Raw genomic sequence first — 12484 nt, 5'->3', positions numbered from 1 at the left:
CGGACTCCTCGGGGTTAGCGGGTCAGCGGCCGCGTGCCTCGGTGAGACGCGCGGTCAGCGCGGCGTCGTCGCCGTGGTTCATCGCGGTCTCCTTCCGGACGCATCGCACACCGCGCGACAAGTAGAACAGGTTCCCGCGGGCGCGGTTCAGGCAATCACAGCCCGCCCCGGAAGTAAACCGCCGTTCGCGCATGGCCGGAACCGTCGTACCGTTCCGCCACGCTCAGCTCATGGCCATCGTGTACGGACTTTTCGACCCCCGCACCGACGCGCTGCGCTACATCGGCCGCACCACCGGAACCCTCGCCGCGCGCCTCGCAGGACACCGCGGACACCCTCCCTCACCGGCGATGCGACGCTGGCTCGACGACCTGCGCGCCGCCGGACTGGTCCCGCGCATCACCCCGCTCCGCGACAACGTGCCGGCCGAGGAACTGGCCGACGCCGAACTCACCGCGATCGCCGAACACGCGCTGGCCGGCGCCGACCTGCTCAACGAGGCCGGCGTCGCCACCGCGCTGTGCGCGTTACGGGAGCAGAGACGCGCCGCGCAGCGGACCGCCGGGTGGCGGCGGCTCGCGGAGGAACTCCGGTCCGCCGGCGCCGGCCTGGCAGCCCCGTGGCCGGTCGACTACGCCCTCTCGCCGAAGACGTGGGACGTCGTCCACACGCTGGCGACGCGGCCCGTCGACTCCTCGAGGTACTCGGAGGAGGTGCAGCGCACGTTCCGGTACTCCGAGATCTGCGACTGGCTTCTGCGCGACGCCCGCCCCGCACTCCCGCCGGTCCACCACGACGCCGACCTTCACGAGGAGATCAACACCTGCGTGGCCGGCGCCTATGAGGCGCTCACCGCGCCGACCCCGGATGCCGTGGCCGCGTACATCAGCGCCGTACCGTGGCTCCGGATCGTCGTCGCGCCCTGGCGGGGCCTTGCGCAGTACGCGGGGTTGCCGCACGAGGGATCGGAGTTCGCCTCCTGGGTGACCGGCGATCCGTCGATTCAGGAGCAGCTCATCCGGCTCGACGCGGTCGCGTCGCCGCTGGCGAAACGTCCGACGAGGCCGCGTGGCGACGAGCTGGACCCCGGTGGCGGTGCTGGCCGTGCTCGGGGCCGCCTACGCCGGGCCGCTCTGATACCCCTAGGCCGCGCGGCTGGTCACAGCACCCCGGCCATCGGGTCGACCTTTCCCCGGTCGGCTTCCCGGATGTACCGGTAGACCACCGGTGAGCCGTCTTTCCACCGGCCACGACGGGAGATCACCAGCACATCGCTGCCCGCCAGGTACGCGGCAGTGGCGCCGCTCGCGCGCAGCGAGTGGGCCGAGAGTTTCTCGGTGCTGACACCGGCCTTCCGGGCGGCGTCCTGCAGGATCAGGCCGACCGCCTTGCCGGACAGCCGGCCGGTGCCGCGTTTCCCGCAGTAGCCGGGCATGTGGGGGAGCCGGTCCAGCTTGTCGATCGGCATCCACAGCGGACCCTCCTCCGGGCGGACCTCCGCGAGCCGTCGCCGCCAGGCTCGGAGCAGCCGCACCGGGCAGGTCCGTGGATTCGACCCGTAGTGCACCGGCACCTGCTCGCCGATGGCGTCCTGGTCGGTCTTCGACCACCGGATCAGCACGTCGAGGCCGTAGTGCGTGTCGGTGATGTCCCCGAGGGTGTTCAGCGCGACCAGTTCGGAGCGGCGGACCATCATGCTGAAGCCGAGCACGATCAACGCGCGGTCGCGGGTGCCGGCGAGCGTGTCCGGGTCGCACGCGTCGACCATCGCGCGGAGGTTGTCGACGGTGAGTACGGCAGCCTGCCGGTCCCGGATACCCCGGTCGCTGCGGTCCCGGCGGTGGGACTTGATGACGCGGCGGGCGCCGAGCAGGTCCGGACCGTCGCCGTAGCCGTTCTCGCGGTGTTCGGTGCGGATCGCCGACAGTGCCCGCTCGATCGTGCGCGGCGCCGCCGGGCCGTTGCGGGAGCCGTCGGCCTGCAGGGCGCCGCCGACTGCCAGGTAGGTGGCGTACTCCGCGGCCGTCTCGGCGGTGGCCGGGAGTGGGGTGCGTCCGACGAGGGCGCACCAGCGGCGGAACGCCGCGCGGTCCCCGGCATACGCGCGGACGGTGTTCGCGGGAATCGCGCTGGCGATCCTCCGGGCCGTCTCCGCGGAGATCGTGTGGTCGACCTCGGACGGTCGTGCGACTTCGCCGGCGACGTGATGCGCGAAAACGATTTCGCTTGATCCGTCTTTCAAGGCCTTCATCCCCGCTTACCGTTTTGCCCGAATCAGGTTCCAATAATTGAATCCTATCGGAACCTTCCGCGCTCCGCGCGGGTAAACACTTCTTCTGTTTCGTTCGTTTAAACGTTAAGTCCAACCGGAACGATTGACGATTACCCGCCGCCCTGGAACAGGGCGAGCAGCGCCGGCTCCGGATCGGCCACCGTGGACACGTTCGCCAGCGCGATCACGACCGCCGCCAGCACCACCACCCCCGAGACCACACCCAGCGCCCCCGCGAGACGCTTCGCGCGCCGGTCGGACGCCGTCGCCCACGCCCTGCCCCGGACTCAGAACGCGAAGCGGATGCTCTCGGTGTGGGCGGCGGCTTCGGCGGCGGCCGCGGAGGCGTCGCCGGCGCGGATGGCGTCGACGAGGCGGGCGTGGTCCATGTATTCCTCCGGGCGGAGCTGCGGGCTGAAGTGTTCCCGGAGTGATTCGCGGATCACCGCGCTGAGGTCGGCGTAGAGCTCGCCGAGTACTTCGTTGTGGGCGGCGGCGACGACCGCGAGGTGGAACGTGGTGTCGGCGGTGACGAACGCGTCGCGGTCGCCGGAGGCCCAGGCGCGTTCGCGGTCGGCGAGCAGTGTGTCGAGGTGGCGCAGGTCGTCGGGGGTGCGGCGGGTCGCGGCGAGCCCGGCGGCGGTGGCTTCCAGGGCGCCGCGGAGTTCGGTGACGTCACGCTGGGCGGCGTGGGCGAAACGTCGGCGCATCACGCCGGCGAGTTCGCTGGTCGCCACCACGTAGGTGCCGGAGCCCTGGCGGATGTCGAGGAGCCCGTTGTGGGCGAGGGCGCGGACGGCTTCGCGGACGGTGTTGCGGGCGACGCCGAGCTGGGCGACGAGCTCGGGTTCGGTGGGGATGCGGGAGCCGATGGGCCAGGCGCCGGAGGTGATCTGGGCGCGGAGGGTGGCGATGACCTGGTCGGAGAGCCCGGCGGGCCGGGACACGGGGCCGAGATTCATCCCATGATTCTATGATGGGATTGTGACGACCGACGTTCAGACGCGTAACACCGTGACTTCCCGCGCGGCCACCCCGTGGCTGGCGATGACAGCGCTGATCCTGGCCGCCCTCAACTTGCGGCCCGCCGTCACCAGCCTCGGTCCGGTCCTCGAGGAGATCCGCGCGGACCTCGGGATGAGCGCGGGCCTCGCAGGCCTGCTCACGTCGGTCCCGGCGTTGTGTTTTGCGGTGGTGGGGGTGACCGCTCCGCGGCTGGCGCGCCGGTTCGGCCCGGACGCGGTGATCCTCGCCGGGATCGGGGCGCTCACCGCCGGGCTGGCGGTGCGTCCGCTGGTCGGTGGTGTTCCGCTGTTCCTGGTGCTGTCCGGGCTGGCGCTCGCGGGGATCGCGCTGGTCAACGTGCTGCTGCCGGTCGTGGTCAAGGAGCGGTTCGGGAACCGGATCGGCGCGATGACCGGCGTCTACTCGACCGCGCTGAACGTCGGCGCGACGACGGCAGCGGCGGTCACGGTGCCGATCGCGTCCGCGGCCGGCGACGACTGGCGGGTCGGCCTCGGGGTGTGGGCGGTGTTCGCCGCGCTGGCCCTGGCCCCGTGGCTCGCCCTGGTCTGCCGCCCGGCCCCCGCCACGGTGCGCGGCGCGGCCGAGCCCGCGGCCGCCGCGAGCCCCGTCCGGATGAGCGCCAACCCGACCGCGTGGGCGCTCGCCACGTACTTCGGGCTGCAAGCCACCTCGGCCTACGTCATCATCGGCTGGCTTCCGCAGGTGTTCCGCGACGCGGGCCTGTCCGCGCAGACCGCGGGTCTGCTGTTCGCGGTCACCTCGCTGCTGGGGGTCCCGCTGTCCTACGCGCTGTCGGCGGCCGCGGGGCGGCTGCGCAGCCAGAGCGTCCTCGCGGTGCTGCTCGCCGTGTTCGGGCTCGCCGGGTACGCGGGCCTGTTCGCCGCCCCGGCCGGGGCGCCCTGGGTGTGGGCGGTGCTGCTGGGCGTCGCGAACTGCGCGTTTCCGCTCGCGCTGACGATGATCGGCTTGCGCGGCGGTGACGCGGGCACCGTCGTGCGGCTCTCGGCGTTCACGCAGAGCGCCGGGTATCTGCTGTCGATCCCCGGCCCGGTGATCGTCGGCACGCTCTACGACCACACCGGCGGCTGGCGGGCCCCGCTGACGTTCCTCGGGGCGCTGATGACCGCGCAACTGGTCGCCGGCTGGTTCGCGGGCCGCGATCGGCAGTTCTGACCAGCGAAAACGCCGTGAGAGGCACGGAGGGCCCCGAAAACGGCGAAGCCTAGGTCTCACCCGGGGCCACGAGACCCGTTTCGTAGGCCACGACCACTGCTTGCACCCGGTCGCGCAGGTGGAGCTTGCCGAGGATCCGCGCGACGTGGGTTTTCACGGTCGCCTCCGACAGGTGCAGCTGCGCGGCGAGCTCGGCGTTGCTCAGGCCGCGGGCGAGCAGCCGCAGCACCTCCCGTTCCCGGGGGGTGAGCCCCGCCAGGTCACGGTGCACCGCGGCGGCGTCCTCGTCGCGCCGGGCGAACCGCTCGACCAGCCGCCGGGTGATCGAGGGGGCCAGCAGGGCGTCCCCGGATCGCACCAGCCGCACGGCGGCGGTCAGCTGCTCCGGTGTGACGTCCTTGAGCAGGAATCCGCTGGCGCCCGCCGACAGCGCCGCGTACACGTACTGGTCGAGGTCGAACGTCGTCAGCATCAGCACGCGGGGGCCATCCGCGTCGGCCGCGAGGATGCGGCGGGTCGCCTCCAGCCCGTCGAGTTCGGGCATCCGGATGTCCATCAGCACCACGTCCGGCCGGGTGCGGCGGACCGCGTCGACCGCCTCCGTGCCGGTCGTGGCCTCGGCGACGACGTCGATGCCGTCCGCGGTGAGGATCATCCGGAACCCGGTCCGCACCAGCGCCTGGTCGTCGGCGACCACGACCCGCACCGGGTCGCTCATCGGGTCTCCACCGGCAGCCGGGGCACGTCGGCGTTCCGGAGGGGGATGACCGCCTCGACCCGGTACCCGCCGCGGATCCGGGGCCCGGCCTGCAGGGTTCCCCCGTACACGGCGAGGCGTTCGCGCAAGCCGATCAGCCCCTGCCCCAGCCCGTCGGAGTGCGATTCGGACGCCAGGCCGCCGGCGTCGGTGACCTCGATCCACAGCCGGTCGGCACCGTAGTCGATGCGCACCACCGCAGGGGCGCCCGCCGCGTGTTTCACGGTGTTGGTCAGCGCTTCCTGCACCACCCGGTACGCGGCCAGGTCGATTCCTTCCGGTAAGGGGCCCGGTGCGCCGGTGACCACCAGCTCCACCGCGACGCCCGCGGCCCGTACCCGGTCGATCAGCGGTTCGACCTGCGCGAGGCCCGGTTGCGGCGCGAGGTCGGGTTCGGCGTCGTCGGTGTCGATCGTCAGCAGCCCCATCACGTGCCGCAGTTCGGTCATCGCCGCGCGCCCACCGGCCTCCACCGCCAGCAGCGCGTCGCGGGCCTGGTCGGGTGCGCTGTCGAGGACTTTACGGGCGGCACCGGCCTGGATCACCATCACGCTCACGTTGTGCGTCACGACGTCGTGCAGTTCGCGGGCGATCCGGGCCCGTTCCCGGGCGGTGGCACGGCGGACCGCTTCGGCGCGTTCCTGTTCCAGCGCCGCGGCGCGGGCCCGTTCGGCGTCGGCCCGGGACCGCCAGCTGCGCAGCCCGTACGCGGCGACGCCGATCGGCACCAGGATGAGGAACGGCACCGCGTTGGACGGCACGGCGTCAACCGGGGCGAACGCTCCGGCGACGTGCGGTTCGGCGGCGTCTCTCTGCAACTCGGCGTAGAACAACGCGGCGGCGGGCAGGCTCGCCAGCGCCGGCAGCCGGTACGGGCTGTAAACCGCGGCGCTGTACGCCGCGATGACGCAGACGTAGAACGAGAGCCGCAGCAGTTCCGGTTCGTCGACGACGAACTGTGCGGTGACCAGCACGACCCACAGCATCGAGAGCGGGTAGCGGCGGCGGAACACCAGCGGCGCGACGATCAGCACGCACATCAGCGCCTGACCGGACCAGTCCGACCAGGGCGCGGTCTCGTCGGGCTCGATCGGCGGCCGGACGGGTTCCGGTGGCAGCGGCTCGAAGCCGTCCGGCCCGACCCGCCGCGCGGGCTGGTCGGGCCCGTCCTCGCCGAGGGTGAGGATCGCGATCAGTCCGAGGCCGAACGCCAGGCCGAGGTCGAACAGCCAGTTGTGCCGCGACAGCGGTGGAAGCGGCCCGGAGCGCCGCAGCGCCCGGCCGGTCAGCGTGCGCACCGCGCCGGCCGTGGCGCGGAGCCGTTCCTGGATCACCGGCTCATTCTCCGCCGCGAGCGCGACCCGCGGCGTCGGTCCCGCGGATCACCCGCGCCGCTGCGCGGACTACGCCGCAAGGATGACACGCCCCCGGGTGGTCCCCGCGGACGACCGGAAAGCCGCACCGCGGCCGACGCGTCGGCACCGGCGCGGCTCCTAGCGTCCACCGCACCACATCGGACGCCGAAGACGGAGCCTTTCATGAGCACCGAACCGCTCATCGCACTGCAGAACGTCAGCCGCCGCTACGACAGCGGACCGCCCGCGCTCGACGACGTGTCGCTGAGCGTCGCGACCGGGGAGGCACTGGCGATCCTCGGCCCCTCCGGCAGCGGCAAGTCCACGCTGCTCAACCTCATCGCGGGCCTGGACAAACCCACGAGCGGCACGGTCACGGTCGGCGGGAAACGCATCGACACGCTCAGCGAGGCCGCCTCCGCCCGGTACCGGCGCGCCACGATCGGGCTGGTGTTCCAGTTCTTCAACCTGCTGGACGACCTGACCGTGTTCGACAACATCGTGCTGTCCGCCCAGCTGGCCGGCGGCGCCAAGCGCGAAACCCACACCCGCGCCACCGAACTGCTGCGCGGCCTCGGCATCGACCGGCACGCCCGCGCCTACCCCGGGCGGCTCTCCGGCGGTGAGCGGCAGCGGGTCGCGGTGGCCCGCGCGCTGATGAACCGCCCCGCGCTGCTGCTGGCCGACGAACCCACCGGCGCGCTGGACACCGCATCCGGCACCGAGGTCCGGCGGCTGCTCACCGCCCTGCACGCCGACGGGCAGACGATCGTCCTGGTCACCCACGACCGGACGCTGGCCGAGCAGTGCGCGACCCGCACGATCGAGGTCGTCGACGGCCGGATCGCCGCGGATACCGCCTTGGCGCCGCTGCGATGAGCGCGCTGAGCAAGGTCGTCCGCTCCGGCGTGCACCGCCGCTGGGTGCAGACCGTCGTGATCACGCTCGCGACGGCCGCGGCGGTCACCGCGGGGCTGCTCGGCGTCGGCCTGCTGGTGGCGTCGAACGCGCCGTTCGACCACGCGTTCGTCGCGCAGAACGGCGCGCACCTCAACGTCCTGACCGACCCGAAGAAGGCCACGGCCGCGCAGCTGGCCGCGACCGCCGACGCCGACGGCGTCACCGAGACCGCGGGCCCGTTCCCGACCGCGCAGGTCATGATGCTCCCGCCGCCCCCGCCGGGCATGTCGGACCCGGAAGGGGCCCGCGGCCCGATGTGGACGGTCGTCGGACGCACCGGGCCGGGTGACAGCGTCGACCGGGTGACGCTCACCGACGGCCGGTGGGCGCAGAACCCCGACGAGGTCGTGGTGCGCGGCGGCAGCGGTTTCCGCACCGCGGTCGGACAGACCGTGCGGCTGGGCGAGAGCCCGAACCGCCGGGAAGTCACCGTCGTCGGTCTGGCCCGGTCGGTGAGCGACACCGCCGACGCGTGGATGACCCCGGCGGGCCTGGCCGCGCTGAAGCCGCCGGTGACGAGCTACCAGATGCTCTACCGGTTCAGCGACGCCGGCACCGACGCGCAGCTCACCACCGCCCGCAAAACCGTCGCCGCCGCGCTGCCGGACGGCGCCGTGACCAGCGCCAAGACGTGGCTGACCGTGAAGAAGGCCGCGAACGTGCAGACGTCGCTGTTCGTGCCGTTCCTGCTGGCGTTCGGCGGGTTGAGCCTGCTGCTGTCGGTCCTGATCGTGGGGACGGTGATCGCCGGGGCGGTCGGGTCGACGCTGCGCCGGATCGGGATCCTCAAGGCCCTCGGGTTCACGCCCGCGCAGGTCGTCCGCGCCTACGTGGCGCAGGCGCTGATCCCGGCGGTGATCGGCGCGGGCATCGGCGCCGTCGCGGGGAACCTGATCGCGGTCCCGCTGCTGACCCGCACCGAGGACCTCTATGGCACGGTCGCGTTGACGATCGCGCCGTGGGTCGACGTCGTCGTGCTCGGCGGGGTGCTGCTGATCGTGACGGTCACCGCGTCGGCCGCCGCCGGACGCGCCGGCCGGCTCTCGGCGGTCGACGCGCTCGCGGTGGGCCGTACCCCGGCGGCACGCCGCGGGCAGTACGCGGCGCGGCTGGCCGGGCGGCTCCCGCTGCCGCGGCCGGTCACCCTGGGTCTGGCCCGTCCGTTCAGCGCTCCGCTGCGCGCGGGTGCGATGGTCGTCGCGATCGCGTTCGGTGCGGCCGCGGTGACGCTGGCGGCAGGGCTCGCGACGTCGCTCAACCGGATCCAGGTCGCCGCCGAGCACTCCGGTGCGCAGATCATCGTCGACAGCTTCGGCCCGCAGAACATGCCGCCGGGCGGGGAGCGGGAGGGACCACCGGCCAAACCGGACCCCGTCGACCCGGCGAAGGTCACCGCGGTCCTCGACGCCCAGGAAGGCACCGGCCGGTACGTCGGCGTCAAGGAGACCGAAGCGGCCGTCCCCGGCATCTCGGGAAACACCACGTACGCCCAGTACACCGCGAACCCCGGCTGGGCCGGCTACGAGCTGGTGTCCGGGCGCTGGTTCACCAAGCCCGGTGAGGCGGTCGTCCCCACCGAGGTGCTGCGCAACACCGACCGGGAACTCGGCGACACGATCACGGTCACCCCCGACGAAGGGGCCGCGGTGACGCTGACAATCGTCGGTGAGGTGTTCGACCCGGGCGACAACGACGGGCTGGTCATGACCCAGGGCGCCGCTGACCTGCAGCCGGGCACATGGCAGGTCGGTGTCGCCGACGGCACCGACGTGACCGCTTACGCGCAGACGCTGACCACCGCCCTGGAACCGCTGGGCCTCGGCGTGCACATCGAGAGCGAGGGCGTCGACGAGCTGATCCTCATCATCGACGCGCTGGCCGGTCTGCTGACGCTGATGCTGGTGACCGTCGCCGGGCTCGGTGTCCTCAACGCGGTCGTGCTGGACGTCCGGGCCCGCGTCCACGACATCGGGATCCACAAGGCGCTCGGGATGACACCCCGGCAGACCCTCACCGCGGTTCTCTCGTCGGTCGCGTTGATCGGGCTGGCCGGCGGCCTGATCGGTGTCCCGGCGGGGGTGCTGATGCACGGCATCATGGTTCCGGCGATGGGGCACGGCGCCGGGGTGGAACTGCCGCCGGTGATCATGACCGTGTTCCACCCGGTGCAGCTGACGATCTTCGCGCTGGGCGGGCTGGCGCTCGCCGGAGCCGGTGCGCTGCTGCCCGCCGGGTGGGCGGCCAAGACCCGCACCGCGACGGCGCTACGCACCGAATAACCCCGCTGCGCCCGATCGGCCAGGGTGATCCCTGGCCGATCGGCCGGCGGTCGGGGCGGGGACTGTGGCAGCGGAGCCGCTGACCGGCCGGGTTAGGCTCCGGCGGTGACCGACCCGCTGATCACTGATCCCCCCGCGGACACCCAGCCGCCCGCCGTGACGGTGCCGTTCGCGGTGCCCAGCGCCGGCCTGGACCTGCTCGGCGTCCTGCACGTCCCGGCCGGGCCGGGGCCGCACCCGGTCGTCGTCGTCCTGCACGGCTTTCCCGGTAACGAGCGGAACTTCGACCTCGCGCAGGCGCTGCGCCGCGCCGGGTACGCGACGCTGGTGTTCCACTACCGCGGCGCGTGGGGGAGCCCGGGCGGGTTCTCCTGGGGCAACGTCCGGGACGACGCCGCCGCGGCGGTGGCGGCGATCCGCACCGCGGACGCCGCGCACCGCCTCGACCCGCAGCGGATCGCGCTGGCCGGGCACAGCATGGGCGGTTTCGTCGCGCTGCACACCGCGGCCGCCGACCCCGCCATCGGCGCGGTCGCGTCCCTGGCCGGATTCGACTTCGGCGTGGCCGCCGCCGACGCCCGCTCCGGCCCCGACGCCCGCGCCGCGTACGTCACCGGCTGGGCCGGTGCGGTCGGGCCGCTGGCCGGCACCAGCAGCGAGGCCCTGGTCGAGGAGATGGTCGCCGCGCCCGAGGGGTGGCGGCTGACCACGCTCGGACCGGCGCTGGCCGGGCGGCCGGTGCTGCTGGTCGCCGGGTCCCGCGACGACGTGTCCCCGCCCGGCGACCACCACGACCCGCTGGTGGCGGCCTACGCGGACGCCCGGCTCACCGCGCACGTGTGGCCGACCGACCACGCGCTGGCCGACCACCGGGTCGCGCTGGCCCGCGCGCTGATCACCTTCCTCGACGCGTCCCTCTGAGGACGGTCACCGGCGGCGGTACTTGACCGTGTTGTCGACGTGGTGGATCGTCCGCCCGTCCGGCAGCGTCCGTTCCCGCGCGTGCTCGTCGACGACCAGCAGCTCCCACTCCGCGTCCGGGAGCTGCAGGGAGGCGATCACCTGGTCCGGGCCGGGCAGTTCGTGTCCGGGGTGCTCGTGGCTGCCGTGGGTGCCGTCGGGGTTCTCCCAGTGCGGCGCGCCGGAGTGGCCCTCGATCAGCAGGATCCCGCCCGGCGCGACGGCCGCCGCGGCCCGCGCCAGGATCGCGTCCCGCGGCATGTCACCCCAGGAGTGCAGGAACTGGGCGGACACCAGGTCGTACTCGCCGTCCGGGAACGACTCGGCGAGGTTGTGCCGCTGGAAGTCGATCCGGTCGGCGATCCCGGCGTCCGCGGCGTGCTGCGCGGCGCGTTCCAGCGCCACCCGGGAGATGTCGACCGCGGTCACCGTCCAGCCGCGCCGGGCCAGCCAGACCGCGTCGCCGCCCTCACCGCAGCCCAGGTCCAGCGCGCGGCCCGGCGGCAGGTCACCGGCTTCCGTGACCAATGCGGTGTTCGGGTCGCCGCTCCAGATCCGGTCGCTCTCGGCGTAGCGGGCGTCCCAGGTCGCCGCGAGATCGTCGGCCATCGTCTCCTCCACCCCGTGCCGGCGGTCGCCGAGCACCCGTGCGCTGACCGTAGATTCTTCCTCGGCGCGCAACGGCCGCGCCGCGACCGCGCGCCGCGTGTCCTCGGCCACCAGGTCCATGTTGATCATCGCGCCGGCCATCGTCCCGGCCGCCGCGGACGCGATCACCTGCGCCATCGGCACGGTCAGGTTCCCGGCGGCCCACACCCCGGCCGCGGCGGTCTTCCCGGTCGGGTCGGCCGGCAGGTAGCGCCCGATCCGGTGACCGTCGCGCAGCAGGTCCTCGAGTTCCAGGCCCAGCCCCTCCAGGCCGCGCAGCGTCGCGTTCATCGTGGTCGCGGTGACCAGCGCCGCGCGCGCGACCACCCGGCCGCCGGCCAGCACGACACCGGTGAGCCGGTCGTCGGTCACCTCCACACCGGTGATCTCCCCGTCGACGACCGCGACACCCCGCGCGGCCAGCTGTTCGTACTGCTCGTCGGTGGGTTCCGGGCCGGTGTGCAGGAACAGCGTGACGTCGTCGCTCCACTGCCGCCACAGCAGCGCCTGCTCCACCGCGAACGGGCCGGTGGACACGATGCCCAGCGGACGGTCGCGGACCTCCCAGCCGTGGCAGTACGGGCAGTGCAGCAGGTCACGGCCCCAGCGGTCGGCCAGGCCCGGGATCGGCGGCAGCTCGTCGGTGATCCCGGTCGCGAGCAGCAGCCGCGCCGCCTGCACGCGCGTGCCGTCCTCGAGGGTGACCCGGAACCCGCCGGCGTGCGGCTCCGCGGCGGTGACCCGACCGGCGAGGATCCGCACACCGTAGCCTTCGGCTTCCTTCCGGCCCGCGGCGGCGAGGGCGTGCGGAGGCATCCCCTCCGCGGTCAAGTAATTGTGGACGCCGTCCGCGGGCAAGTTGCGCTGCTCACCGGCGTCGACCAGCAGCACCGACCGGCGGGCCCGGCCCAGGACGACCGCGCCGCTCAGACCGGCCGCGCCGCCACCAATCACCATCACGTCTACTGCCTCGGAGTGTGTCGTCATGGCCGGAAGCGTGCACCCGGACTCGCAGAACTGACAAACTTTCTTGCCGAAGTGGCAAACTAGTGGG

Annotated in this window: 11 protein-coding genes; 5 read left to right on the top strand and 6 right to left on the bottom strand. The window is 73.3% G+C overall.

What is annotated here, in order from left to right:
- Positions 1-22 precede the first annotated feature (22 nt).
- Complete coding sequence (locus tag BUB75_RS46495) at positions 23-193, bottom strand: hypothetical protein (RefSeq protein ID WP_178379995.1); 171 nt, start codon at positions 191-193, stop codon at positions 23-25.
- Between the two features lie 37 nt (positions 194-230).
- Between BUB75_RS46495 and BUB75_RS27975 the strand changes: the two genes are divergently transcribed.
- A complete protein-coding gene (locus BUB75_RS27975) occupies positions 231-1220 on the top strand; it encodes a GIY-YIG nuclease family protein (protein WP_143175438.1) in 990 nt (329 codons plus the stop codon).
- On the opposite strand, the gene BUB75_RS27970 is transcribed toward BUB75_RS27975, so the two are convergent.
- Positions 1160-2251, bottom strand: coding sequence for a tyrosine-type recombinase/integrase (locus tag BUB75_RS27970; RefSeq protein ID WP_073260821.1), 1092 nt, complete (start codon positions 2249-2251; stop codon positions 1160-1162). The genes BUB75_RS27975 and BUB75_RS27970 overlap by 61 nt on opposite strands.
- 308 nt (positions 2252-2559) lie before the next feature.
- Entirely contained in the window at positions 2560-3234 is a 675-nt protein-coding gene (locus tag BUB75_RS27965; RefSeq protein ID WP_073260820.1) for a FadR/GntR family transcriptional regulator, read from the bottom strand.
- A gap of 19 nt (positions 3235-3253) precedes the next feature.
- On the opposite strand from BUB75_RS27965, the gene BUB75_RS27960 reads away from it, so the two are divergent.
- A complete protein-coding gene (locus tag BUB75_RS27960) occupies positions 3254-4471 on the top strand; it encodes a CynX/NimT family MFS transporter (RefSeq protein WP_073260819.1) in 1218 nt (405 codons plus the stop codon).
- Between the two features lie 49 nt (positions 4472-4520).
- Here the strand turns inward: BUB75_RS27960 and BUB75_RS27955 are convergent, their stop codons facing one another.
- Together BUB75_RS27955 and BUB75_RS27950 are read right to left on the bottom strand one after the other, a co-directional pair.
- Positions 4521-5189, bottom strand: coding sequence for a response regulator (locus tag BUB75_RS27955; protein ID WP_073260818.1), 669 nt, complete (start codon positions 5187-5189; stop codon positions 4521-4523).
- On the bottom strand, positions 5186-6562 hold the full coding sequence (locus BUB75_RS27950; protein ID WP_218617800.1) for a sensor histidine kinase: 1377 nt from the start codon (positions 6560-6562) through the stop codon (positions 5186-5188). The genes BUB75_RS27955 and BUB75_RS27950 overlap by 4 nt, the downstream gene beginning before the upstream one ends.
- Positions 6563-6766: 204 nt before the next feature.
- On the opposite strand from BUB75_RS27950, the gene BUB75_RS27945 reads away from it, so the two are divergent.
- From BUB75_RS27945 to BUB75_RS27935, 3 genes are all read left to right on the top strand, one after another.
- Positions 6767-7462 (top strand): ABC transporter ATP-binding protein, encoded by a 696-nt coding sequence (locus tag BUB75_RS27945; RefSeq protein ID WP_073260817.1) that lies wholly within the window; start codon positions 6767-6769, stop codon positions 7460-7462.
- On the top strand, positions 7459-9822 hold the full coding sequence (locus tag BUB75_RS27940) for an ABC transporter permease (RefSeq protein WP_073260816.1): 2364 nt from the start codon (positions 7459-7461) through the stop codon (positions 9820-9822). Before BUB75_RS27945 ends, BUB75_RS27940 begins: the two co-directional genes overlap by 4 nt.
- A 105-nt stretch (positions 9823-9927) precedes the next feature.
- Positions 9928-10743, top strand: coding sequence for an alpha/beta hydrolase family protein (locus tag BUB75_RS27935; RefSeq protein ID WP_073260815.1), 816 nt, complete (start codon positions 9928-9930; stop codon positions 10741-10743).
- A 6-nt stretch (positions 10744-10749) separates the two neighbouring features.
- On the opposite strand, the gene BUB75_RS27930 is transcribed toward BUB75_RS27935, so the two are convergent.
- Positions 10750-12417 (bottom strand): FAD-dependent oxidoreductase, encoded by a 1668-nt coding sequence (locus BUB75_RS27930; RefSeq protein WP_073260814.1) that lies wholly within the window; start codon positions 12415-12417, stop codon positions 10750-10752.
- Positions 12418-12484 lie beyond the last annotated feature (67 nt).

Source organism: Cryptosporangium aurantiacum (assembly GCF_900143005.1).
Taxonomy (GTDB): Bacteria; Actinomycetota; Actinomycetes; order Mycobacteriales; family Cryptosporangiaceae; genus Cryptosporangium; species Cryptosporangium aurantiacum.
Note: the sequence above shows the minus strand (reverse complement) of the source record. Positions and strands in the feature narration are given on the sequence as shown.

Excerpts from the sequence above, each read along its gene's own strand:
- BUB75_RS27940 (WP_073260816.1), top strand. The coding sequence starts at position 7,459 with ATGAGCGCGCTGAGCAAGGTCGTCCGCTCCGGCGTGCACCGCCGCTGG.
- BUB75_RS27965 (WP_073260820.1), bottom strand. The coding sequence starts at position 3,234 with ATGAATCTCGGCCCCGTGTCCCGGCCCGCCGGGCTCTCCGACCAGGTC.
- BUB75_RS27955 (WP_073260818.1), bottom strand. The coding sequence starts at position 5,189 with ATGAGCGACCCGGTGCGGGTCGTGGTCGCCGACGACCAGGCGCTGGTG.
- BUB75_RS46495 (WP_178379995.1), bottom strand. The coding sequence starts at position 193 with ATGCGCGAACGGCGGTTTACTTCCGGGGCGGGCTGTGATTGCCTGAAC.
- BUB75_RS27930 (WP_073260814.1), bottom strand. The coding sequence starts at position 12,417 with ATGACGACACACTCCGAGGCAGTAGACGTGATGGTGATTGGTGGCGGC.
- BUB75_RS27975 (WP_143175438.1), top strand. The coding sequence starts at position 231 with ATGGCCATCGTGTACGGACTTTTCGACCCCCGCACCGACGCGCTGCGC.
- BUB75_RS27970 (WP_073260821.1), bottom strand. The coding sequence starts at position 2,251 with ATGAAGGCCTTGAAAGACGGATCAAGCGAAATCGTTTTCGCGCATCAC.
- BUB75_RS27945 (WP_073260817.1), top strand. The coding sequence starts at position 6,767 with ATGAGCACCGAACCGCTCATCGCACTGCAGAACGTCAGCCGCCGCTAC.